This is a genomic window from Azospirillum sp. OGB3, from assembly GCF_014192915.1.
Taxonomy (GTDB): Bacteria; Pseudomonadota; Alphaproteobacteria; order Azospirillales; family Azospirillaceae; genus Azospirillum.
The window spans coordinates 600,989-624,392 of record NZ_JACHYN010000003.1; the positions used below are offsets into that span (position 1 = coordinate 600,989).

The following is a 23,404-nucleotide window of genomic DNA, read 5'->3' on the forward strand; positions in this document are numbered from 1 at the left end:
GGTCTCACATTTCCTTAATAGATTTGCCGCGCCGACCCGATCAGCTCCACGAGGATGCCCTCGCGCAGCCCGCGGTCGGCAATGCGCAGGCGCTCCACCGGCCAACAGTCGCACAGCGCGTCCAGCACCGCGCATCCGGCGATCACCAGATCCGCGCGGTCCTGTCCGATGCAGGGATGCCGCGCCCGCCCGTCGAAGTCCAGCGCGACGAGACGTTCGATGACCGCCCGGGCGTGGTCGATGCGCAGAAAGCTGCCGTCCACCGCCCGCCGGTCGTAGCGGCAGAGGCCGAGATGCACCCCGGCCAGCGTCGTCACCGTGCCGGAGGTGCCGAGCATCTGCACCTGCCCGGCCAGAACCCGCTCACGGATGCCGTTGCGCGCCTCGAAGGAAGCGATGGCCGACGCCACCTCCTCCACCATGCGCCGGTACATGCCGCGGTCGGCGTCCGCGCCGCCAAACTGTTCGGTGAGGCCGATGACGCCGCACTGGATGGAGGTTTGGTCGAGGATGCGCGGGGCCCGCCCCCGCTCCACCGCCAGCCACATCAGTTCGGTCGAGCCGCCGCCGATGTCGAACACCACGGCATAGGGGACGTTGGGGTCGAGCAGCGAGGCGCACCCGGCAAGCGCGAGGCGCCCCTCCTCCTGGCTGGAAATGATCTCGATGGCGATGCCGGTTTCCCGCTCCACCGCGTCGATGAACTCGCCGCAGTTCCGGGCACGGCGGCAGGCCTCGGTCGCCACGGCACGCGCCGCGGTGACGCCGCGCCGTTCGATCTTGGACCCGCAGATTCTCAGGGCGGCGAGGGTGCGCTCCATCGCCGAGTCGGACAGCCGGTCGTTGCGGGTCAGCCCCTCGCCCAGCCGGACGATCCGCGAGAAGGCGTCGATGACACGAAAACCGCCGGGAATTGGTCGGGCGATCAGGAGACGGCAATTGTTGGTGCCGAGATCGAGGGCTGCGAAGACCGGGCGCGCAGGGGCCGACGAACGCAACCGTCCGGTGTCGTTCTGCCGCTCGCTGTGCACCTGAAGGTCCACGTCTCCTCCCCGCCATGCTTAAGGGAGTCATCTTAACCCGGTTTCACGTCCCGGCGAAAGCCCACGAATGGCATTGAAATGTGTCCGCAAGCCCACACCAAGGTACCGGTGTCGAAAAAAGGGCTATACAAGCCCAGCCCGCTTTGCTAAAAGGGCGGCCCACGACGGGACGCGGCGCAGCGCCACGCCCGGTGACGGTCTGGGGGATCGTCTAGCGGTAGGACAGCGGACTCTGACTCCGCCAGCCTAGGTTCGAATCCTAGTCCCCCAACCAACTTTTCCTAGAAATCCTTGCACATCAGGCACTTAGGGCGAAGCCAGCAGGCTGGTCCCCCAACTGTGCCATCAGCCTGTGCCAACGACGGTTCGGCGCCCTTTACGGGGGAGTGCCGGGGATGTCGCTTGGGGTCCATCTCTACCGCCGCGGATCCGTCTACTGGTGGCGCCGGATACTGCCGGCATGTGGGGCTGCGGTCGGGGATGTCGGCGCCCCGGAAAATTCTTCGAGAAAAATCGTCGGTCGGGAGATACGCCTTTCCCTGCGGACAAATATGCCCGGCCTCGCACGGCAGCGAGGGCGGCGTCTCAGCGTCGTGGTCGATGCCGTGCTCGCACTCCTCGGCGAGGTCATGCAGGCCGGCACCATCGACACCAGCGCGCTCCGCGCCCTCCTCCAACCGATCCTGCTCGGCGAGCTGGAACGGGCTGAGGTGGCGCGTGCCCTGGGCGGGGAGCGGGGGCCGGAGGAGATCGCCCGGCGTGTCCAGGCCGAACTCGACGCTGTCGCCACCATCGAGGACGCCGTCCGGCACAACCGTCTTGACGCCGCCCGCGCGGTGCTCGAGCGCGCCGTCACCATCGGCCTGCCGGTGCCGGCGGCGGAGACGGCCGAGCACAGCTACCTCGCGCGGCTGGTGCTGCGCGGGCTACCCCGCATCCATCGCATCAACGCCGAACGGGAGCAGAATCACTACGACGACGACCTCGAGGATGTCCTGCCGCCCTTGCCGGCCAGCAGCATGGCGGTCGGCGTGCCGGCCGGCGCACCGTCGGGCACTGCGGTTCCCGGAGCCGAAGGTCAGACCGTCATCGTGCTGGCGCCGCAAGCGCCGGTGCCGATCGTCATGCCTGCGCAGGCGGCGGCGCAGTCCTCTTCGGCCGAGGCCCCTGTGGCATCAATCGACCCCGTTGAACCCAACGGCAGCCCGGTGCCCGTCCGGACGGAGGTGGAAGCCCACCCGCACTCCCAGGCCGCTCAGCCCGCCGTCGCTGCGGCGGCGTCCGTGCTCGTCACGACCTCCCCTGCCGCAGTTCCGGCGAGCCCGATCGGCGTCCCCTCTGCCATCATTGTCGACCGGACGCCCGAAGCGACGGATGCGGAAGCACGCCACCAACCGCAGAGGTCCAGCCCGGCAAAGGACTGGACGATCCAGCAGGCCATGGGCGAATGGGTCCGCCGCCGTCAGCGGGATACAAACCCCTTCAAGACAGCGTCTCTGTGCAAGGAGGAGGAACGCAACTACCGCGTTGCCGCGGAGCTGTTCACCAGCCTCATCGGCGACCGCCGTGCCGTCGAGGTGACGGAAGAAGACCTGTTGCGGTTCAGGGGGGAACTGCACCGGGTTCCGAACCTGTTCGGCCGCGGCACCTATCGCAACATGACCGGCGCCGAGGCCGTCGCCAGGGCCGACGCGGTGACGGCCTCCCAGCAGGCTGCGGTGATGGCGCGTGCGGAGGACGGCCAGATCGACCGCGACAATCTGGCCCACGAGATGCGCGACGCGGAGGTGCCGCGCCTGTCGATGAAGACCGTCAACAAGCATCTCGACAAGATCAAGGGGCTGCTCCGCTGGCTCCGGACCACGATGAAGGTGGCGATCGACCGGGACCTGCTTGATCTCAAGATCCGCTACGATCAGAAGGATATCGGACGAGCGGCCAACGCCGATCGGGAAGCCTTCTTGAGCGCGGACCTCCGCAAGCTGTTCGCCAGCCCGTGCTGGACCGGCTGCGCCGGGATCGACTACCGGCATCGTCCAGGCTCCAGCACGGTCAAGGACGCCAAGTTCTGGATTCCGCTGCTGGCTGCCCTCGAGGGGGTGCGGCTCGGCGAGGCGGCGCAGTTGCTGACCACCGACATCCAACTGCGCTGCTTCGATCAGGAAGATTTCACCGACTGGGATGTGGATCTCGACAATCCGTCGGGTCCGTGGCCTCGCCTGCGGCGGTTCTCGCCCAAGGATGAGGATGGTGTTCCGACTGTCGGCATTTGGTGCATCGACGTCATTCCGGAGGACGGCAAGAGCGTGAAGACCCCCTCTTCGAAGCGGATCATTCCGATCCACCCGCTGCTGCTCGAGCTCGGCTTCCTCGACTACGTCGACGCGCAGAAACGCGCCGGCAAACGGGACCTGTTCCCCGGCCTCCGGCCGGAAAAGGCGACCCGCGCCGGCGAAAACCTTGGGGAATGGTTCAGCCGCTACCTCGAGTACATTGGGATGAAGCGGGAACGGCTTTCGTTTCATTCGTTTCGCCACAGCTTCGACACGCACCTGTTCAACCGCGAGGTTCCGGATGTCCGAGTGAGCGAGCTGATGGGGCACGCCCAGCACGGGCAGACCCGGAATCGCTACTACAAGGGCGCGCGGCTGGCGAAGCTGACCGAGGCGATCGCGTCGATCAACTACCGCCTTCACACGGCCATGGTCGACGGCCAGCTGTGCCTGGTGTTGCCGCCGGGCGCGTGAGTGGGGAAGCTTCCGCAGGTTCGGAGGACGCCCTCAGCGTGTGAACCGATCTTCCCTTCCCGGCACCGCACGAACGTGGTGCCCTCGGTAAGGAACGGAACGCATGACCGACACGATCGACACGGAGTGCATGATCCTCGTCGCCACGCTGAAGCGTGATGTGGAATCGCTGAAGAAGGTGAGTGAAGCAGCCGCTGATGCCATGCTGGCTGTCTATCGGACGGCGGTGCCGCTGGCGAAACACGAAGAGTCGCTCGAAGCAATGCTCGAGGGGTTGAATCAGGCGCTGGACAAATCGCTCGAGCTGACCAAGGCGCTCCGTAGCCTGTCCCGTCGCATGGAGAAGGATGAGATCAGCGGGCACGAGCTGGCGGAAATCCTCGCCCGCAAACACTATCTCGATCGCCGGGGCTACACATCCTGGACTTTCGCTCCGCTGGTGCCGGAACGCAATCCGGCGCCGGGCGAATAGCGCGTCCGGTCACCCTTTGCCTTCGTGGACGATGCCGGACGCTACCCGCCGCGCTGATGGGGGACGCTCCCGGAAGCGTTGCCAACGGGCACTGGATCCACGGCCTCCTGCTCGAGCAGGAGGCCGGTTTCCGCAATCGTCCGGGCGATGATCCCGACCGCTCCGGGGCGCCGGCTGAGCGCCCTCACGTCGCCCGCGCGCCCGGCACGCCCGAAGCGGCGCACGGTCGATGCGTCCATCAGGTGCGGAACGACCGCAGTCCCGAGGCTGTCCTCCAGATGTCCGGCGATGCGCGCGCCGCCGGCGTCGACGTCGCCCCAATGGAACAGGCGGGGTGGCGTCGGGGCCGCGCGGAGCAGATGGCGCAGCGCCCGAAGCACGGTGAGGCTCGGGAAACCCCCGGTGTAGACCACGCACACGTCCGCCTGCCGCGCCTCGCGCACTTGGCGGTGGAAGGACGTGAGGTTCTCGACCGTCAGAATCAAAAAGGGGCTTCCGCCATCCCAGGGTCGGATGACCGCTCGACAAGCGTGCCATGTCCCGGTAGCCCGGCGCCTCCTGGCGTGCGAAGCGGTACGCCAGACCGTGGAACGAGCGCTTGCGCAACTGCCGGTTAAGTTCCCCGAGCAGCCCGCCCATTACGTCGAACGCGCCGCGCATCTTGCCGACGAAATCCTCCTTGAAGGTCTGGATCGCCTCCAACCGCGCCTGGGCGGCCTCGGCCTCCTTGCGCACGATTTCGTTGTCGCGCAGGTTGGCGTCCTCCCCCGCGACACATGCGGCGACCGCGTCGATCGTTGCCATCGGGTCATCGTCGGACACGTCGCCCGCCACGTCATCGAACAGGGGGGCAGCCGGCACGCACGCCGGGCGCGGCAGGTCGGAGCGCCGGAGGTACTCCCGGATGGATTCGAGGAAGGCGTCCTCGGTGCCGGCGAGGCGCTTGTCGCTGCGGAACAGGACGTAGCCGTCCAGATGCTCAAGGGCGGCCGGCAGCCACCGCGGGTCGTCGACCGGGTGCTTGATGAGCGCGAACTCCTCCTCCATCAGCACGCGGTCGAACTCGGGGCGCCCAGGGTCGCCTACAGCGATCAGCACAGCCCTGCGCTCGACCGCCTGCGACGCGACCATCACGCGATCAGCGTAGGCGAGCGACCCTTCCACTTTGTCCCGTAGGTCCGCGATGCTCCGCTCAACCGCGCCGATGCTCGCGCACGCCCTACAGGGCGCCCTCAATGCGTCCTTTCTCCGCCGTGGCCTCGCAGATGGCCTCCTCGGTCGCGGGAAGACCGCCCTGGCGGCGCGGATCACCTCGATCGGCGCTCGGTCCTGCGCGGCCTCAAGCTGCTGCTGTCGCATTTCGGCGTCTGCACGGTCTTGCGCGACCCGATCGAACTCCGCCAAGTTGGCCGTGAGACCGGGCGCCGTGAGGCGCTCCAGTTCCGCCACCTCGTCCCGCAGGGCGCGCTCGGCGCTGCGCGGGCGCTCCAACGCGGTCCGCTGCTCGGTCAGGCTCGCCTCCGCGTCCCGACGGCTCTCCTCCTCCGAGTCCAGCATGCCCTGGGTGTCGACCTTGCCGAGCAGGAACGGGACCGGCGCCCGCAGCTTGCGCACCGTGCGGCCGCCCGCGGGCATCAGGTCCCGGATGATAGCGGCTTCCTCGCGGCGAAGCTCGGCCTCCGTATCGACCATCAGGATGAGGGGCTTCTTCGCCGATCCGCACGCGCCGTGGCAACGGGCGACCAACGAGAACACTGCTGGCGTCCGCTCGTCACTTTGCCGAGGCTGGCGATCCAGAGGGCTTGGCGCCGGGCGCGCACCGCAGCCCGCAAGTCGGCCGAACTCTATGCTGATCCGGGCGCTTCCGGTCCCAGCGCCCCACGGAACCGAGCCGGGCCGTAGGGCTGTCGATCAACTCCCTTGCGCGCCTGCCCGTCTCCCGCCATGATCGTTCAGGTTGATTCCTCCCTTTTACTCACAATTGGGGCTGCAAGCACCCCCGAGACGCCATGCAGGTCGACGCCGCCGAGTTCGAGAATCTGAAGCGCGAGTTTCTGCGGCAGATGCCGGGCTTCCGGTCGTTTGCTGAGGCCGGAGCCGCGTACGTCGAGACCGAGCGCCGTTCCAAGGACGAGCTCGTGGCGCTCGTGCGCGCGGCCCTGCTCCCCCGGTTGACGGCCCCTGCGGCGACCCCGGCGCAGGCGCGTGAGGTGTGCGCCGCGCTGTATCAGGTGATGCAGAGGGAGGCGCTGCCGTCGAGCGGGCGTCCGCAGAACCTCGTAGGCTGGCGATCCTGGGAGCACTTGGCCAAGCTGACCGACGAGCAGTGCCTCGCCGCCGCAGGTGCCCTGCGGGAGTTGCTGCTTGGCGAGGGCGACGCGGCGGAACGGCTCGAGCGCTTCACGAACGCCTACCAGGCTGTACTCCCGACGGGCGGCGGCAGGCCCGCGGTGCTTCGCAACGTCGGCACGCTGCTGCTGATGCTGATCGATCCCGAGCGGGACATCTTCGTCCGCACCGACCTGTTCGACAAGGCCGGCGCTCGGCTGAGCGGGCGCAAGCTGGGCGGTTGGGGACGCCCGCCGAGCGCCGCCGATTACCGTGATGCGCGCGCGTTCGCGGCCGCCATCCGGCAGAAGCTGGCCGAGGAGGGCTGGGCGCCGCGCGACATGATCGACGTCCAGAGCTTCCTGTGGGTGGCCATGGCCGGCGACGACGCGCCGGCGACGCCGGACGCCGAACCTCCCGTGCCGGCGGGCGGCGGGCTTGCCGCCATCCTGGCCGCGACCGATGCCGCCTCCCGACGCCTGGTGGTGCGCGTCCGCCCGCCGGCCGAGGGAATCGGCGGCTGGCTGGCCGGCTCCGACCTTCGCCTCGACGTGGCCCCCGCCACGGACTTGGCGGCGTTCGCCACGCAAAAGGACCTTGCCGCCGCCCTTGCCGACGCCAACCCGGACGAGGGCTTCGCGCAGGACACCGCCGCCGGCTTGTGGCTGGTGCGCGCGCTCCAGCCCGGCGACGTCGTCGTGGCGGGGGAGGCGTCCGGCGAGGTGCGCGCGGCCGGCGTCGTGACCGAGCCCTACCGGCGGCTGGCGGCCCCGGAGGACGTTCACCGCGTCGGCGTCGCCTGGCACACCGGCGGCTTTCCCCGCCGCGTCGAGCAACGCTCCTGGCGCTTCAACGACGTCCACGAGGTCCATCGCGAGCTGCTGGTCCAGCTCGCGATGGAGCAGCCGCGCCGCGAGACGCTGCCGGAGCCGCCGTTTGCGGAGATCGTCGACCGCGTCCGGGCCTCCGGCCTGCGGCTGTCCGAACGCACCTTGCGCCGCTACCACGTCGCGCTGAAAGCCCGCGGCTTCGTCATCCTGGCCGGCGTGAGCGGCACGGGCAAGACGTGGCTGACGGACGTTTACGCCAAGGCGGTCGGCGCGCGGTATCTGGTGGTTCCGGTGGCGCCGAATTGGACCACCAACGAGGATCTGCTCGGCTACTTCAACCCGCTCGACCGCGCCTTCCACGCCACTGCGTTCACCCGCTTCCTTCAGGAAGCGGGCCAGGAGTACGCCGCCGCGCAGGCCGCCCGGCGCTCGGCGCGCCCGTTCCATCTCGTGCTCGACGAGATGAACCTGGCCCGCGTCGAGTACTACTTCGCCACGTTCCTGTCGGCCATGGAGCTGCGCGCCCGCAGCGGGCAGGCCGAGGTCGAGCTCGCCGGCGGGCGGCGGGTCGCGTTGCCGCCCAATCTGGCGTTCATCGGCACGGTCAACGTCGACGAGACCACGCACGCCTTCGCTGACAAGATCTACGACCGTGCGCAAATGCTCGAGCTGGACAGCCCACGCGAGTTGCTGGCCGCGCAGCTCGACGGCAAGCCCTTTGCCGCCCCGGTGCTGGACGTCTGGGACGTGGTCGCCGAGGTCGCCCCCTTCGCGTTCCGCGTCTTGTCCGAGATCGACCAGTACGTCGCGCACTCCCAGGCGCTGGGCGTCGCGTGGCCGGACGCGCTGGACGAGCAGGTGCTGCAGAAGGTGCTGCCGAAGATCAAGGGCAACGATGCCCGGGTCGGCGACGCGTTGCAGCGCCTCGTCGACCTGTGTGCCCCCACGATGCCGCTCAGCGCCGCCCGCGCCCGCCAGATGCACCACCGCTTCCTCGCGCATGGCTTCACCTCTTTCTTCTGATCCCGCACCGCCGGCCGGCGCCACGCCTTCCCTCGTGTTCCACGACGCCCGGGGGGTGCCGGTCGCCGTCCCGCGCGAGTGGGAGCCGGGAACACTGGTCCTGGCGGACGTTCCCTTGGAGCGGTGGGCCGATGTCCAGGTCACGCTGAACGGCCGGCCCCTCGCGGTCCGGGTGGAGCGGGTCGCGGGCGTGCCGCGCGTCACCGTCCCCTGGGACCGAGCCGGCGCCGGGCGCTGGCGCGTGGCGGTCCGCGACGGCGCCTCGCTCGCCGAGGCGGTGATCCACATCCGTTCGGCTAAGCTGTCGGACGCGGCGTTGGCGGCCATGGTCGAGGACCTCGAGACACGCCTGCCGGCTTCGGTGGCCATCGGGCTCGACCGGCTCGGCGCGTTCGCCGGCCTGTCCTTCCGTCCGCCCGGGCCGGCGACGCTGGCGCAAGAGTTCGAGGAAATCCGTCAGGCGCTCGAAGGTGCGGCCGGGCGGCCCGGCCTGATCGAAACCTTGAACCGGCTCGGCCGCGACCCGCACGTCGTGCTCGCCGACCGAGAGATTTGGACGCCGGCCGAGCGCGTCCGTCGCCCGGTCCCGGGGCGGCTCGCGGCGGCGCTGGGGCGGGCGGGCAATCTCACGGCCGAGCGGTTGCCGCTGCGACTCGTCGATGCCCGCAGCGAGCCGACCCATGACACCTACGAGAACCGGCTCGTGCGCGAGTTCCGCGACCAGGTCGACGGACGGCTGCGCCGTCTCGAGACCTGCGCCGGTCTGTCGGCCGGCTTCGCGGCCGCGGCCGGCGACATCCTGCGCGGCCTGCGCGCCCGCTTCCGCGCGGCGTGCCGGGCCGCGGCGTTTCTCGACGGTGTCGGGCGACTGCGCTCCGCCCCGGACCGCCTGACGATGGTCCTGCTGCGCCGGCCGGCGTACCGCGCCGCCTTGGAAGGCTTCCTCGCGCTTCGGCGTTCCGCCCGCGCCTGCCTGCGGGACCCCGCGCTCGAGGCCCCGATGGAGAACGTGCCGGCGCTGTACGAGACCTGGGGCACGCTCACCCTGATCGACGCCCTTCTCGCCGTTGCGGCCGACCTGAGGTTCACCGTCGCCGGCCAGCGTCTGGTCACGCCCGGGCTGATGGGGGCGCTGGTGGACGTGCTTCCGGATGGTCGGCCCGCCGTCGTGCTCAGCCGCGCCGACGGCTGTACGGTGACGCTGACGCCGCAGCGCGACTTTGCCCCGCCGCCCTTTGCCGACCTGGGCAGCGTCAGCTTCCGCCAAATTCCGGACGTGACCTTAGAGGTCCGCACGCCGCTGCGCCGCGAGCTGCTGATCCTGGATCCGAAGTACAAGCTGTTCGGTGACGCCGACGGGGACGGCGGCGCCGCCGGACCGAAGAAAGAGGACATCGACAAGATGCACGCGTACCGCGACGCCATACGGGACGCGAACGGCGACGCCGTGGTGAGGATGGCAGCCATCCTCTATCCGGGACCGGAGCGGTGGTTCGGCGACGGCGTCGCGGCGCTGACCGCCATGCCCGGCACGGATGCGTTGCGGACGACGGCCGCCCGCCTGTTCCGCGCCGCCCTGGAGCCGGCGGTGCCGTTCGCCAGCAGGCCGGTCGCGGTCGGCCAAACGATGTGAGAGACGCGTGAGCGACGATCAGCCGACCATTGCGCTGGGTGTCCTCGACGGCCAGCACGTGGCGTTCGCAATGCTCGGCGGGGAGATCCTGTTCCAGTGCACCGGAGCGAGCGAAGAGGCCGCGAGAGCCGCCGTGCTAGCCCGCCTTCGCCCCGCCGGGGCGGTGGGTGTCCGCAGCGGTGCGCTGGTGCCGGCCACCGGCGCCAGCGGCGGCGCGCCGGACGTTGCCGATGGTCCGGTGTTCGAGCTGCGCGGCGGCGCCGCGGCGGCGCGCGGCCGATCGGATGGGAACGGATTCATCGTGCTCGCCGGTTCGACCGCCCGCGCCCACGGCACCGACGTCAGTCGCGACCGCCCGCTGCGTGACCAACTCCTGGCGCGCGGCGTGCTGCGGCCGGCCGCCGATCCCAAGCTGCTGGTCTTTGCCCAAGCGTGGCGGTTCTCCAGCGCGAGTCAAGCCGGTGGCGTCGTGCTCGACCGCAACTGCAGCGGTCCGACCGCCTGGAGGATTCCCGGCACCGGCCAGACGTTGCGCGATTGGCAGAAGGCCAGCCCCGGCGCGCCGCCACGGCACGAGGAGCCGCGCTGATTCCGCCGTTGTGCCCATCGCTCCAGGACGACACTGGAGCCAGGGGTGGCGCGTGGCCGGTGCAGAGGCTTGAGCGGGTGATCGACATGGATGTGGAGGAGGCGCATGACGGCACACAGGATGACCATCGAGCTGGACGACGTCACGATCAGCGCTGGGCTGGTCGACGGCCGTCCCGTCGCCGTGGTCCTGTCGGGTGGGGAAGCGCTGTTTCAGACGACGGGCGAGGATGTCGGCGATGCCGTCGACAAAGCGCACGCGCGGCTGGCCAATCGCCATGCCCCGCGAACCTCGGCCACGACCGTGCCGGCCCCGGCAGCCATGGCGACCGACGGGCCGGGGCGGGTCGCGTCGGGGTGCATCCAGGTCCAGCCGCGGACCCGGCGGCTTCCCCTGCCGGCCTTCTTCTGTCTGGAGGCCGGCCGGGAACTCCGCCCCAGGCTCTCCGGCAACGCCGACGACGGCATTTTCCAGGGCTTCCACCAGGTCGACCCAACCCGCCAGAGCCCGATGACGCCGGTCATGCCCAACATCGCCCGGGCGCGGGCGTCCGGGAACGCCTATCCGGCCCGGGCCGACGAAACCGTCGTGAGTTCGGCTGCCTACCGCGATCTCGTCATGGTCAGTCACGCCGTCTACGCGCTGCTGAAGGAGCGCGGAACCGTGTGCGCCCAGGACATCGACGGCGAGGTTGCCGAGCGGGTGTCGGGCCGCTTCACCGGCCCCGAGGTGACGAAGAAGGTCAGGCCGTGCGTGCTCGACACGCTGCGCGACCTGCGCCTCTTCGGGCTCGCCACGGCTCCGGTCCAAGGCGGATTCCGGCGCACGACGCCGTTCCGCTTCGTGGACCCGCACACGGTGCTGCTGGCCGACGCGACGGAGACGCTGACGGCATGATGTCAGAAAGCCGAACAGGGAGGATCGCGCCATGGGCGGGATGATCATCGTGGAAGAGGGTGCGTTGCGGATCGTCGGCGGGCTGGTCGACGGCCGCCCCGTCGCCGTCGTCCAGGAGGCCGACGACGTGCTGTTTCGCGTGTCCGGCAACAGCATCGAGGACGCCGTTGCCGTGGCACGGGCGCGGTTGGGGGCTGGCGGCGGCGTTCCGTGCCAGCGCGCGCCGGTGGACGTGCCTGTCGATGCGGCGGCGCCCACGCTGTCCGCGCCGCCGCGCGACCTGCGCGCGTTGCTCCGCGCCGCCGTTGCCGCGTTCGACCCGCTGCGCAGCGAGGGCGTGACCGAAGGTCCCGGCAAGGACCGCTACCGCAAGATCTACGTGGCGGGCTGGCCGGCCTTGGTGCATTACGAGTTCCTGCCGTCCCACGCCCGCCGCCACATGGGCGTCGAGTTGCACGTCGAGACGGAGAAGGCCGCCGCGGTTACGGGCATCCTGCCCGCCCTGTGCGCCGGAGTGCGCGATGCCATGCCCGGGCAGGCGGTGGTGCACGATCCCAATTGGGTCGGCGGCTGCGGACGCCTGCAGGTCGTTTTTCCAGACACGGCGACCGCGGACACACTGGCGCGTGCCATGCAGCAGTTGATCGTACTCACCCGGCCGCGGGTCGAGGCTGCGCTTCACTAGCGCGTTTGCCACGAAGGCGGAGCCGCCCCGTCGCCGAGTGTGGCGAAGCGGGAGCGGCTCCTTGCCGACGCCCGGCCGCCTCCAGGTCCGGGTGGGTGCCGGGGACGGGCAGCCCACGGCAACGCTTCGAAACCGTTGTCGCGTCATCAACGCTGAAATCGTCGCGGCCACGTCGACGCCCCGTCATCAGGCGTGTTCCGTCATCGGCTTACCGGAGGTGCTCCCCTCTTGCTAGCCGCGCCAGATCATGCGCCGTCACCACGCCAAGCGCCAACAACGCCGCGAGGGCGTCGTTCATGGCCGGTTCGGCCGCCACGCAAGCCTGATCAACGGCCAAACCGTCCACTACCTCCCATCCCGCCTCTTCTGTCCGCTGCGCCAGGACCGACCAGACCCACTCGGTACGACCGTCGCCATTCCGGGGCAGCGGATCCACGTGAAGCCTGAGGCCCGGCCCGACATCCAGCCGCCAGCCCTGGCCAATCATTCGCCAGCCCAGTTCCGTCATGGGACGACGGACCGCGCCAGGGCGGCACGCTCATGGCCGCTCAGGCGTGCGAGTAGTGCCGCTTCCGCGGCGACCATGGCGGCCGTCGCCGTTGCCGCGTCGCCGCTGAACGGCCGGTCCGGGCTAGGTGGCTTCGCGCCCCAGTTCCATGATGTGGCGGTCGGATGCGAATTAGGAGATGCCCAAAGAAACCAGCCGCGCCAGGCCGCCGCCATGTGGCCGAGATCCGGCGGGTCGCAGGCCAACGGCCGCCAGTGCAGCAGAAGTTGCCCGTCCGACATCAGCCGCCTCCGCCCGAAGGAGTTTCCTATTCCAACCCTCCGCAACGGGGCCAGCCGCCATGGCGGTGTGCGGCACCATCTCCGTCCAGGTCTGCGCCGTGAGGGACGGTCGCGATGTTCCTGGCCCCAAATTATGCGAGGTGGGTCCATCATACCGAACAGCCTGTCACCTGACATGCCGCCGCTGTCATGCACTCTTTCGCTTTGGGACGCCGGCGGTATCAGCGGGTATCCCGGTGTGCCGTTGTCCAGCGTCCGCCGGATGGTGAACGTCCTTTCGGTCAGACGTTCTGGCGACGACGCGCCGGTACCCTGATCCGTCCGCGCAGTCCGCTGGCCGCTGCCGCACCGACCAACTCCGCCAGGCTAGTGCCGAGGCCGTACAGTTTCGCCGCCCGAAGCACCATCGGACGGTCGCCAGGATCGGCGAGCGCCGCGCGGATCCTGTGGCCTTGCACCACCAGGGCGGCGACGCTCTCGAGAATGCGTCTCTCGCGCAGGTCATGGCTGCGGGCGGAGAAGAAGGCCTCGGCGTTGCGCCGCTCGGTCGCCGTCAGCTCGGCGGCGATGCGGGACGGCAGGCCCTCGGCGTCCAGGGGCAGCGTGGCGACGACCCGTTGCCGGTTCCGGCCGATCTCCGGGTCGTAGCGGACGCTGATCACCTGAAGGCAGCCGGCTCCACGCTTTCCCCTGCGCTCGCGGATCATCGCGGTCCTCCGGTCGTCGGGTGTGAGGCGGGCGGTTCCCGTCCGCCGGCGGACGGGGCTGGACAGCCGGCGGACCGGCGTTGTCCGCCTTTTCCGGAAAGCGTCTCCGCCGTGCTCCAGTCCGCTGCACTCGCCGCCATTGCCATCCTCCCCATCCGCTCATCGGTGCGCCAGGAATATGGGTTCGACCGGCTACCGGCATCCCTCGCCGTCCCTCCATTTCCTCACCGCATTACGAGCAGCGGGCCTCGCGATGCCCCTCGCCGAGGGGCGTCGCCTTTCCTCCCTTGTTCTTCCAATTCGACGGATTCATTGATTCAGAGAGCGAAAAGCCACGCCCGACCAATCGGTTACCAACGCCATTCCGGCATCTGTTCGGGGCCATCCCGGCATCCATTCGGGGGCACCTCCGGGTGGGGCCGCCATCGGCGGACGAAATCCGGCAAAGGCGGACGAAAGCGGTCCGCAACCCCTTGATCCAGCAGAAGCAGGGCAATCATTGAAGAGTCATCGATGATTCCGGCAAACGCGATCAGCGGAAGCGGCGCCACTTTTTCGGAGACGCTGCACCGGAACGGCCCCATATGGTCGGCGGCGACGCGACGCATTTCCGCCGGCCAGCCCTCCTTGACCCGCCGTACCGCACGGCGGCCATCGTGGAGGAGCAACATGACGACCGCCCAATCGCTCGAAGCCCTCGCCCGGCTCATCACCCGCAGCGCCGCCCTGGGGCGCGCCATCCATCCGCTGCTCGACGGCCCGACGCCGTCCGAGGCGCTCCGATGCCGGATCATGGAACTGGCGGGCCTCTGCGACCGGGTGCAGGACCGGAATGTCGACGACGAGGGCGACGACCCTGACGATCGCTACGAAGCGGCCTTCGACGCCGCCCTGCGTCGGCAGGCCGAACAGCGCGCCGTCGAGGCCCAGGTTCTCGACCTTCTTCAGGCGATGACCGAGGACGCCGTCGTCAGTGGCCGCCTCGCCGCCCCCCATCAGCACCTCGAGATCACCATCACGGTGCATGACCGCCCGCGCACGGCACGGGTGGCGGTCCTTCGCTGACGCCGGTCTTCCCGGCCGCCACATGCCTGCAGGACGTCGAAGAAATCGGCGTCCTGCACCCGCCTCCTCCGTCCACGGCCCCATATGGCCGGCGCAACAGAGGAGGAGGACCCGATGTCCCTTGATCAGCTCTGGTACAGCCTCGACGAGGCTGCCGACCGGTATGGCGTGACGCGGCGGGCCGTTGAACGCTGGGCGCGGGACGGACACATCGTCATCACCACGCTGGCCGGCACCACCCGCCGCATCAGCGCCGCGTCGCTCCTGGCGTTCGAACAGGCGAACCGGGCGGTCACGCTGCCGCCCGCGCTCACACCCGACGATGCCGACCCCTCCGGGAACACCGGCGGGGACACGAAAGGCAAGCCCGTCCGTCCCTCGACCAAGCCCCGCCGGCCGCGCTGACGCGCCGCCGCGGATGGTCGTCGATTGTCGCTGATTTTCCAATCACTTGGGCCGGCTCGGGACAAGGGGTGCGAAACAATGGGGGCTTTTCCCCCATCCCCTGTCCCGAATGTGCGTAGATGTCGCGGATTGTCGTGGATTGTCGTGGATTGTCGCGCATTGTCGGCCCCCTTGCCGTCCCGAAGCCTTTCGCGTCGGGAGAAACCAGGAGGACCGCATGACGGAACCGCTCACGTTGCCCCGCCGCGATGCGCCGGGTGCCCTGTCGCCGGATTGGCGTCGCCTGTGCGACGCCCGCGCGGCGCTCGGCACGATTCCGGGACCGCTGTCCACCACCGCGCGCTGGTGCAGCGCGAATGGCGTCGAGCCCTCCGCCGTCAACGAGGGCGTGCTGAACGCGGTGGCCGACCATCTGACGACCGCCGGAACCTGGACCGACCGCAAGGAAGCCTACCGGCAGGTGCGGACCTATTGGAACGCGGCCGTGCAGCAGGTCCCCGGTTGGCCGGAGGCGATCGTGCAGGCCCCGCCGCAGCCGCCCAGGCCCCAGACCCCCGCTGTGGTTCGCCCAACGGCTCGGACGCTCGAGGATCTCCGGCAGGTCGTCGCCTCGTCCGCCCGGGTGGCTGACAGCGACCGGCCCGCGCTGGTCAGCGCGATCACCAGCGTCGCGCGCTGGCTGGGGCGTCCGCCCGGCGAACTGCCGGCCAGCCTGCGGTCGCTCGATCCGCAACTCAAGGCGCTCGCCAACCAGCATGCCGCGCTCGGGGTATCCCGGAAGACCGTGAAGAACGTCAAGTCGCTGCTGCGCAAGGCTCTGGACCTCGTCATTCCGCGGCCGGCCCTGCCGTCGGTCACCGACCCGAGCGCCCTCACTCCGGAATGGCGGGCGCTGTGGACGGCATGGCGGGCGACGGTGCCCCGCGCCTATGGTCCGCTGTCCTTCCTGATGCGCCACTGCTCCGACGTGGGGATCGCCCCGGACGCCGTGGACGACGCCGTCGCCGCCGCGGTGGCCGACCGCATGATGGCCTGCGGCTGCCGCAAGGATCTGACCATGGCGATCCGTCACATCCGAGGCTATTGGAATCAAGCTGCGGAAACCGTTCCAGGCTGGCCACGGCGGCGCCTGACGCTCGGGCTCGCCGCCAGGGGGCCGGGCAGCCTGCCGCTGACCGCGTTCCCGCCGGCCTTCCAACGCAACCTCGAGGATCTTCTGGTGGTCGCGCGCACTGGGTATCAGCCGGGCGTGACCGGGCTGCGCGCCAGGGCCGAGGCCAGGAAGAGCCGCGCCATCAAGGGCGATGACCGCCGGAAGGAGGATAACGGCGGGCGCAAGCGGCTCCGCGACGCCTCCATCCAGGGGCTGAGTGACTTCGTCCGCCGCTTCGCCTCCTGGGCGGTTCACCACGGCCATAGGAAGCTGGAGGACCTGTGCACCGTCAGCGATGTCGTCAATGAAGAGGTGTTCATCGCGTGGTATGACGCCTACTGCGCCGAGCACATTCCCGCCGGCGAGAGGGAATTGCCGCGCAAGCCGGCCAAGACGCTGCACAACGCCTGTGGGTTCCTCGCCATGGCCGCGATCCGCCTGCCGCCGGAGGACGCCCCGGTGGTCGCCGATCTTCTCCCGCTGATCGAGTGTGCCCGGGAGGGGCACGAAATCTATGATGACATGACACCCGAGAATCAGCGGAAGCTCGCCCAGTTCGCCGCCCCCGAGAACCTGCGTGCGCTGCACGAGATACCGATCCGGGTGATGGAACGCCTGGAAAGCGAACGGCATTCCCGTGCCGCTGTGGGGGAAACGCCGGTCACGCTACGCATGGCGCTGACCGCGGCGGCGGCGATGGGAGTGCTGCTTCTCAACAGCCTGCCGGTGCGGGTGCTGACCCTCAGCGGCACCCGTCTCGACAATGTCGAATGGCCGCTGTCCCGCCGCGCCGAGGGCGCCGTCGCGTACGAAGCGCGGCAGACCAAGGGGAAAATTGCCGCGCGTGCGGTGCTGCAACCCTGGAAGATGATGTTGTTGAGCATCTACCGCGCCCACTACCGCCCGCTGCTCGGCGCCGCCGGCAGCCCCTTCCTCTTCCCCCGGTGCGGCGAGAACAAGCCGATGCAGGCGGCCGCGTTTTCCGGACTCATTTCGCGGGTGGTCGCGCGCGAGACCGGTCTGAAGATGAACCCGCACCTGTGGCGTCACCTCGCCACCAAGCTGCTGCTCGATGAGGACCCGCGCTATCAGGACACGGTCAGCCGCCTCCTCGGTCATCATGGGGCGGGACGGCGCGAGTATGGCCGCATATCGCAGGACCAGGCTGCGGCGGCGCTGGAGGCTGCGGTCGATCGGATCAGGGCACGCACCCCCGGCCACACGCGTCGGATGGCGAAAGCCACACGGAGGTCGTCGTGAAGCGGGACGAACGCATCCACAATCGCCGGAATCTCCGCGGTTGGAACGCCTATCGACGGTGGTGCGGCGCGGAGGAGCCGGGCATCGATCCCGGCCGCCTCGAGGCCTACATCGCCCACCTGGCGGTGACGCACGCCAGCCGACCGAAGGACATGTGCGAACTGCTCTACGGTCTGGCGGCCGCGTTACGGGAGCGCGATCCGGCCGGCGACCATCTGTGGGTCGAGCGCACCGTGCGGGCGGTCTGGATGGCGTCGCCGGCGCGCAAACCGTCGGACGGGCCGGGCCGGGGCGCCGTCAGTCGGCAGCGGCGCGCCCGTCTGCTGGTCGAGGACTGGCCGGCGCCGATGCGCGCCGCCTGGGCCGCCGCCCGGGGAAGCGACGGGCGGAGACTGTCGCTGCGCGACCGCAGGCAAAACGACAATCCCGCGCGGAAGTGGTCGGCGAAGACGGCCGATCTGCGCGAGAAGGACATGGGCCTGTACCTCGCCTTCTGCCGGTCGGCATCGTTACCGCTGGCGGTGACGCCGGAGCAGGTGGAGGCCTATCTCGCCGCAAAAGCCGTCAAAGGGTGTTCGGCCGCCACGCTGGCGAGCGTGGCGATCAACCTCGCCATGATGGCCCGCGCGCTGTGGCCCGGTGAGGACTGGGACTGGCTGCGGGATCATGCCCTGGAACTCGAGGAGGAGGTCGAAGAGGCGCCGAAGGCCCGCCGGAAGTCAGAACGGATGAGAAGCGTGACCGAACTCCGCGACCTCGCCCGAGGGCTGATGGCCCGGGCGGAGACCACCGGACGGACCCGGCGGGCGGCGGCGCTCTACCAGAAGGGGCTGATCATCCTGATGCTGACCCATCACCCGGTTCGCCGCCGCAATCTTCATGAATTGCGCCTCGGCGAAGCGCCGGACGATGCCATCGCCGGCGGCTTCATCGACCGCCTGCCGGGCGGTGGGTTCAGCCTGATATGGCTCAAAACCAAGAATGGTGACGGCCGGGTGGAGCGGTTGGCCGCCGGCGTGGTCGAGCCGATGGAACGCTGGCTGGCCTTCTGGCGACCGACGCTCGTCACCGAAGAGTCCGGTGACGCTCTCTGGCTTTCCGCCTGTCCGGGCTACTTCGGCTCCCCGCTGACGCCCAACGGTCTGACCGACTGCGTGATGGGCATCACCGAGCAGGAATTCGGGTTGGGGCTGGGACCTCATCTTTTCCGGGATGTCGCCGCCACCGCAATCGTCGACCATGCACCGGAATTGGCCGAGCTCATCCCAAGGCTCCTCGGGCACCGGAACCGGCGATCCTGCGAGCCCTACATCCAGCAGGCATCCAGCGTCGCCGCCACCCGTTCGCTCGAGGATGTGATCGAGCGGCGGATCGAGGAGGGCATGACGGCCCATGAGAGGGTTGAGCGCACCGCGTTGTTCGGCCGTCTCGAGAGGCGACGGTGACGTTGCAGGGAAGCATTGTCGGCCATGCCGGGGCGGTTATCGATGGATCGCCCCGGCTTGCCCAGCGGTTTCCGCTCCCTCGAGAAGCGGAAACCTCTATGCATCCAATGTAGTGGTGCTGAAGTCCAGTAAGCGGAACCTGCTCTTACCCGGACAACGCATGACCCACCCGGATTCTACACTGGTAGTCTACGCGCTGGGACGGGGATGGAGCAGTAAGCTCCATCCCATCCTGTTGACCATCATCCCTCTGGTCCGGGGCCAGATATCGCGCGGGGTGGGAAATGATGGAAATAACCTGAAATCCGACAGGTTTGGTTGCTTGGATTGGTTCTGCACAGGGAAGGCGGCTGTGAAACATCGTTAAGAAAACCAATCCTCACAACTCTTGCGAGATGTTAGGGTGCTTTGCCTGCCATTCCTTCTCGAGTGCCATAACTACCGCATCATCGTTTGATTTCGACACATTATTGATGACGTGAACGGCCCTTCTAGGATTTCCACTCCATTGCTCATACTCGACGCTCCAAACCGGCATATAGTTTTCATAGCTGGCGATGAGGGGCAGCCCCCCCCGCTTCTGAAGCACAATCTGGCTGGGAATTTGAGCTCCACGCGGCTGGAGTTGCCCCAGGGTGGGATCGAATACAATCTGGTCAATCGACACGATCATATGGCCCTGGAAACCTGCCTTCGAATTACCTCCCTTGCCATATACTGCAGCTTTCCCGCGCAGTTCCGAACCTCCCGGGCCCGCAACCTTAGCTTTGACATAGGCGTTTACCGGCAGCGGGTCGGCAGCAAACCCGTGCATTCTCAGAAATCTGCTGACGCTGACGGCGGCAGGCACACAGGCGCTGAGAATTTGGCTTGCTTGGCGGTTCAGAGCCGAGGCCGCGATAAATGGGAAGGCCTCGAGGAAGACCAAGAGCTGCAGCAGCCGGGGGTTGAGATCAGGCAGACTCGTCCTAAATTGGGACATCATGCACCTCCGTGATAGCTTTTACGGCGCGAACTGCTGCAACGCGCTAGATGCGCAGCCGCAGTTCGTTTAAAAAGCTATTCGTATTCGGAGAGTGCCGTTCCCACAGTTCACTTAAGAGCCCTCAGAATCGATCTGGTCACCCGACGTCTATGAGACAAGATTCTTCCCAAAACTGTCAACTGTCGATTCGTGGTTCGACAGTCGACTGACCTGCACCATGTTTCCCGCCAACGGTATTCCGACTGCTTCCGGCGGTTGGTAATCGGTGCTCGTCGCGATCATAGCGTTTAAGGTGACGAGGACCTTCCGAGACGTAAGTGATAAGGGCCGCTTTGACCGGCTTTCCGGCGGTCTGAAGCCGCGCCCAAAGGTCACGTCCGTCAAGGTGGTGGAAATTGGAAGGTGGTCAGGAGCGTCGTCGGTCAGGCCGCCTTTGCTGAGGGAAGTGGTGTGATGGCAGGTTCGTCGGCGGGAGCGATTCCGGCCATGGTCTCGAGCGTCAGGTAACGATGCTGGAGCTGCCAGTCATCGTTCTGCTCCAGCAAGATCGCACCGACGAGCCTTTGAACACTTTCCTCGTTCGGGAATATGCCAACAACATCGGTTCGGCGTTTGACTTCCTTGTTGAGGCGTTCAAGAGGATTGGTCGAGTGTAACTTGGTGCGGTGTGCCTCGGGATAGTCCATGTAGGCGAGCACATCGTGTTCGGCGGCATCGAGCAGCGCCGCCACCTTGGGAAAGCGCGCCCGCAGCTGATCGGCGACATGGCGCCAGACCTCACCGGCGCTCTTGCGGTCGGGCTGCACGAAGACCTGACGCACGGCGGCCGACACCACGGTCTGCTGGCCCTTCGGCACGTGGCAGAGCAGCGAGCGAAGGAAATGAACACGGGGGCCGTTGAAAAAGCCTGCCATCGGTGATTCCCTGTCCTTGCAGGCTGGTGACGGGAGACGGGGATGCTGGGGCAGCGCGGTCCGGAGCAGTACGAGTTCTTCGCCGGCTCTCTGCGCGACCTTGTCCCCGACGACCACGTCCTGGTCCGCGTTGCCCGTGTGCTGGACCTCTCCTGGCTGCGGGCGGAGGTCGCCGACCTCTACTGCGCGGAGAACGGCCGGCCCGGCATCGACCCGGAGGCGGCGCTGCGGCTCATGCTCGCCGGCTTCCTACTGGGCATCGTCCACGACCGCCGGCTCATGCGCGAGGCAGCCGTCAACATTGCGATCCGTTGGTTCTCGGGCTACGGCCTAACGGAGAGGCTGCCGGACCACTCCAGCCTGACCCGGATCCGGCAGCGTTGGGGCGAGGCGCGGTTCCGCCGCGTGTTCGAGCGCACCGTGCAGGCCTGCGTGGCCGCCAAGGTGGCCAAGGGGGAGGTGGTGCACGTCGACGCCTCACTTATCCGGGCGGACGTCAGCTGGGAGGCTCTGGCCAAGTGCTGGGTTGAAAAGGTCGGCGATGAGAACCCTGTGCACGAGGCCGAGCGGGACTCCAGGAAGACCGGCAAGTACAAGAAGATCTGCACCACCGACCCCGACGCCACCATGGCGACCAGCGGCCGCCGGCAGCGTCTGGAGCCGTCCTACAAGCAACACACGGCCGTGGACGACGAGGCAGGCGTGGTGGTGGATGTGCACGTGACCACGGGTGAAGACAACGAGGGCGCGGAACTGACACCAGCGCTCGAGCGGGTCGAGGCATTGACCGGTGTGAAAGTCGCCACGGCCACCGCAGACTCCGGCTATGCCTACGCCAAGGTCTACGGCGAACTCGAGCGCCGCGGAACGGCGGCGGTGATCCCGCCCAAGGCCGAGCCGATCCGCTCGCCGGTGCCCATGCGCCGCTTCCGCTACGACGCCCGGCACGACGTCCTGAAGTGTCCTTACGGCAAGGTGCTGAAGGCCGGCCGGGCCGTGAAGCACGGGCGGTTCTTCACCTCGCGCGCCCGGGACTGCAAGGGATGCGACTTGCGCGGGCTCTGCCTGTCGGCCGGCCGGGTAAACAAGGCCGTGGTGGTTGGGCACGACTACCCGGCGCTTTTGCGCGCCCGACGCCGACGCGAGAAGTGGTCGGAGAGGGACCAGGAACTCTACTGCCGCCACCGCTGGAAAGTGGAGGGCGTGCACGGCGAGGCGAAGAGCTGGCACGGGCTCGCCCGCGCGGTTCGCCGGGGCCTCTGGAACATGCGGGTGCAGGCCTACCTGGCCGCCGCGGCCATCAACCTCAAGCGGCTGGCCGCGGCCCTGCTTCTGCTCCGCTCATTGTTCGTCCGTATGCCGGGGAACAGAGCACCCTTCATGATCTTCGTCGATGCCAGCCGGCTTCGAGCCGCCGAGACCTGAACTGAGTTCTTCAACGGCCCCACACGGCAACGTTGCCATGTCGCGCTCAGCACTTGGCTGATCGCCGCCTTCAGTCCCTCATGGGCATCGGAGATCACCAGCTTCACGCCTTTCAGCCCGCGCCGCACCAGCGAACGGAGGAACTCAATCCAGAAGATCGCCGCCTCCGATTGCCCCAGCCCAAGGCCGAGGATCTCGCGCCGTCCATCCTGATTGACGCCGGTGGCGATTATCGCGGCGATCGAGACGATGCGGCCGCCCTGGCGAACCTTGAGGTAGGTGGCATCCAGCCAGAGATACGGCCACTCGCTCTCCAAGGGACGTTCCAGGAAGGACTGCACCCGGGTGTCGATCTCTTGGCACACCGCCGGGACCTGGGACTTGGAGATGCCGGTCATGCCGAGCGCCTGGACGAGGTCGTCGACCTTGCGGGTCGAGACGCCCTGAATCCACGCTTCCTGGATGACGGCGGTGAGCGCCTTCTCGGCCGTCTTGCGCGGCTCCAGGAAAGCCGGGAAGTAGGAGCCCTGGCGCAGCTTGGGGATCTTCAGGTCCAGCGTGCCGAGCCGGGTGTCGAACTGGCGCGGGCGCGAGCCGTTGCGGTAGGTGGTGCGCGTGTCGGTGCGTTCATGGCGAGCGGCGCCGATCAGCGCCTCGACCTCGAAGTCCATCAGCCGGTGCAACGTGTGCTCGGCGACCGAGCGCAGGAAGTCGCCGTCCGTGCTCTTCTGGATTTGCTCGATCAGTGCCATTCTGTCGTCGGTCATCGTCGTGTCCTTGGTCGTGGTCGCGTGTCGCAACTTGACCTTACCGAAGATGCGCGATGACCACCTCCTGCCGCCGAACACACTGAGCTGATGTGGTGGACGGCCCTTCCACCTTCTTGAAACGGTGGCAAGCTGAGGTCGTCGAAAAAACCATGTGTGGACGGCCCCTCCGGCGCAAGAGGGAAATCCGCACTGACTGGCCGAGAAGGATGCATCCATGTGTCCGGCCTGTTGTCGCAGCC

19 protein-coding genes, 1 tRNA gene and 2 pseudogenes are annotated in these 23,404 nt (G+C 68.3%); 14 read left to right on the top strand and 8 right to left on the bottom strand.

What is annotated here, in order from left to right; all coding sequences use genetic code 11:
• Window positions 1-14: 14 nt before the first annotated feature.
• The gene (locus FHW79_RS10265; RefSeq protein WP_183178803.1) at window positions 15-1,043 is read right to left on the bottom strand and encodes a Ppx/GppA phosphatase family protein; all 1,029 of its coding nucleotides are present in this window, start codon (window positions 1,041-1,043) and stop codon (window positions 15-17) included.
• 200 nt (window positions 1,044-1,243) lie between these two features.
• Here FHW79_RS10265 and FHW79_RS10270 point away from each other — a divergent pair.
• From FHW79_RS10270 to FHW79_RS10280, 3 genes are all read left to right on the top strand, one after another.
• A tRNA-Gln gene (locus tag FHW79_RS10270) sits at window positions 1,244-1,317 on the top strand.
• Between the two features lie 319 nt (window positions 1,318-1,636).
• Window positions 1,637-3,790, top strand: a complete 2,154-nt coding sequence (locus tag FHW79_RS10275; protein ID WP_348984105.1) for a site-specific integrase — start codon at window positions 1,637-1,639, stop codon at window positions 3,788-3,790.
• A gap of 103 nt (window positions 3,791-3,893) precedes the next feature.
• Entirely contained in the window at window positions 3,894-4,262 is a 369-nt protein-coding gene (locus tag FHW79_RS10280) for a hypothetical protein (protein ID WP_183178805.1), read from the top strand.
• A gap of 41 nt (window positions 4,263-4,303) precedes the next feature.
• Here the strand turns inward: FHW79_RS10280 and FHW79_RS10285 are convergent, their stop codons facing one another.
• Window positions 4,304-4,705: a Wadjet anti-phage system protein JetD domain-containing protein gene (locus FHW79_RS10285; protein WP_348984106.1), complete on the bottom strand. Its 402-nt coding sequence runs from the start codon at window positions 4,703-4,705 to the stop codon at window positions 4,304-4,306.
• A 142-nt stretch (window positions 4,706-4,847) separates the two neighbouring features.
• On the opposite strand from FHW79_RS10285, the gene FHW79_RS32615 reads away from it, so the two are divergent.
• The 6 genes from FHW79_RS32615 (at window position 4,848) to FHW79_RS10310 (ending at window position 12,247) form a co-directional block, all read left to right on the top strand.
• Window positions 4,848-5,438 carry a hypothetical protein gene (locus FHW79_RS32615; RefSeq protein ID WP_247884259.1) on the top strand — a complete coding sequence of 197 codons (591 nt, stop codon included), beginning with the start codon at window positions 4,848-4,850 and terminating at the stop codon, window positions 5,436-5,438.
• Between the two features lie 1,034 nt (window positions 5,439-6,472).
• Window positions 6,473-8,443, top strand: a complete 1,971-nt coding sequence (locus tag FHW79_RS33505) for an AAA family ATPase (protein WP_211108178.1) — start codon at window positions 6,473-6,475, stop codon at window positions 8,441-8,443.
• A gap of 55 nt (window positions 8,444-8,498) precedes the next feature.
• Complete coding sequence (locus FHW79_RS10295) at window positions 8,499-10,076, top strand: DUF2357 domain-containing protein (protein ID WP_183178807.1); 1,578 nt, start codon at window positions 8,499-8,501, stop codon at window positions 10,074-10,076.
• 7 nt (window positions 10,077-10,083) lie between these two features.
• The gene (locus FHW79_RS10300; RefSeq protein WP_183178808.1) at window positions 10,084-10,665 is read left to right on the top strand and encodes a DUF4357 domain-containing protein; all 582 of its coding nucleotides are present in this window, start codon (window positions 10,084-10,086) and stop codon (window positions 10,663-10,665) included.
• 105 nt (window positions 10,666-10,770) lie between these two features.
• Window positions 10,771-11,562, top strand: coding sequence for a hypothetical protein (locus FHW79_RS10305; protein ID WP_183178809.1), 792 nt, complete (start codon window positions 10,771-10,773; stop codon window positions 11,560-11,562).
• A 31-nt stretch (window positions 11,563-11,593) separates the two neighbouring features.
• Window positions 11,594-12,247, top strand: a complete 654-nt coding sequence (locus tag FHW79_RS10310; RefSeq protein WP_183178810.1) for a hypothetical protein — start codon at window positions 11,594-11,596, stop codon at window positions 12,245-12,247.
• Between the two features lie 208 nt (window positions 12,248-12,455).
• Here the strand turns inward: FHW79_RS10310 and FHW79_RS10315 are convergent, their stop codons facing one another.
• From FHW79_RS10315 to FHW79_RS10325, 3 genes are all read right to left on the bottom strand, one after another.
• The gene (locus FHW79_RS10315; RefSeq protein WP_145671697.1) at window positions 12,456-12,755 is read right to left on the bottom strand and encodes a hypothetical protein; all 300 of its coding nucleotides are present in this window, start codon (window positions 12,753-12,755) and stop codon (window positions 12,456-12,458) included.
• Between the two features lie 562 nt (window positions 12,756-13,317).
• Window positions 13,318-13,743: a hypothetical protein gene (locus FHW79_RS10320; RefSeq protein WP_183178811.1), complete on the bottom strand. Its 426-nt coding sequence runs from the start codon at window positions 13,741-13,743 to the stop codon at window positions 13,318-13,320.
• Window positions 13,744-14,093: 350 nt separating this feature from the next.
• Entirely contained in the window at window positions 14,094-14,414 is a 321-nt protein-coding gene (locus FHW79_RS10325) for a hypothetical protein (protein WP_183178812.1), read from the bottom strand.
• On the opposite strand from FHW79_RS10325, the gene FHW79_RS10330 reads away from it, so the two are divergent.
• The 4 genes from FHW79_RS10330 to FHW79_RS10345 all read left to right on the top strand — a co-directional run bounded on the left by FHW79_RS10330 (window position 14,413) and on the right by FHW79_RS10345 (window position 19,071).
• Entirely contained in the window at window positions 14,413-14,808 is a 396-nt protein-coding gene (locus FHW79_RS10330) for a hypothetical protein (RefSeq protein WP_145671690.1), read from the top strand. The genes FHW79_RS10325 and FHW79_RS10330 overlap by 2 nt on opposite strands.
• 114 nt (window positions 14,809-14,922) lie before the next feature.
• Window positions 14,923-15,213 (top strand): helix-turn-helix domain-containing protein, encoded by a 291-nt coding sequence (locus FHW79_RS10335; RefSeq protein WP_183178813.1) that lies wholly within the window; start codon window positions 14,923-14,925, stop codon window positions 15,211-15,213.
• Between the two features lie 217 nt (window positions 15,214-15,430).
• The gene (locus FHW79_RS10340) at window positions 15,431-17,626 is read left to right on the top strand and encodes a hypothetical protein (protein ID WP_183178814.1); all 2,196 of its coding nucleotides are present in this window, start codon (window positions 15,431-15,433) and stop codon (window positions 17,624-17,626) included.
• A complete protein-coding gene (locus FHW79_RS10345) occupies window positions 17,623-19,071 on the top strand; it encodes a site-specific integrase (protein ID WP_183178815.1) in 1,449 nt (482 codons plus the stop codon). Before FHW79_RS10340 ends, FHW79_RS10345 begins: the two co-directional genes overlap by 4 nt.
• Window positions 19,072-19,450: 379 nt before the next feature.
• Here the strand turns inward: FHW79_RS10345 and FHW79_RS10350 are convergent, their stop codons facing one another.
• Both FHW79_RS10350 and FHW79_RS10355 read right to left on the bottom strand, forming a co-directional pair.
• Entirely contained in the window at window positions 19,451-20,056 is a 606-nt protein-coding gene (locus FHW79_RS10350) for a hypothetical protein (protein WP_183178816.1), read from the bottom strand.
• A gap of 422 nt (window positions 20,057-20,478) precedes the next feature.
• Window positions 20,479-20,946, bottom strand: a pseudogene (locus tag FHW79_RS10355) (transposase); the annotation flags it as partial.
• A gap of 66 nt (window positions 20,947-21,012) precedes the next feature.
• Here FHW79_RS10355 and FHW79_RS10360 point away from each other — a divergent pair.
• Entirely contained in the window at window positions 21,013-22,395 is a 1,383-nt protein-coding gene (locus FHW79_RS10360) for a transposase (protein WP_247884261.1), read from the top strand.
• On the opposite strand, the pseudogene FHW79_RS10365 reads toward FHW79_RS10360, so the two are convergent.
• Window positions 22,395-23,162 (bottom strand): annotated as a pseudogene (locus FHW79_RS10365) (IS256 family transposase); the annotation flags it as partial. The gene FHW79_RS10360 and the pseudogene FHW79_RS10365 overlap by 1 nt on opposite strands.
• Window positions 23,163-23,404: the final 242 nt, after the last annotated feature.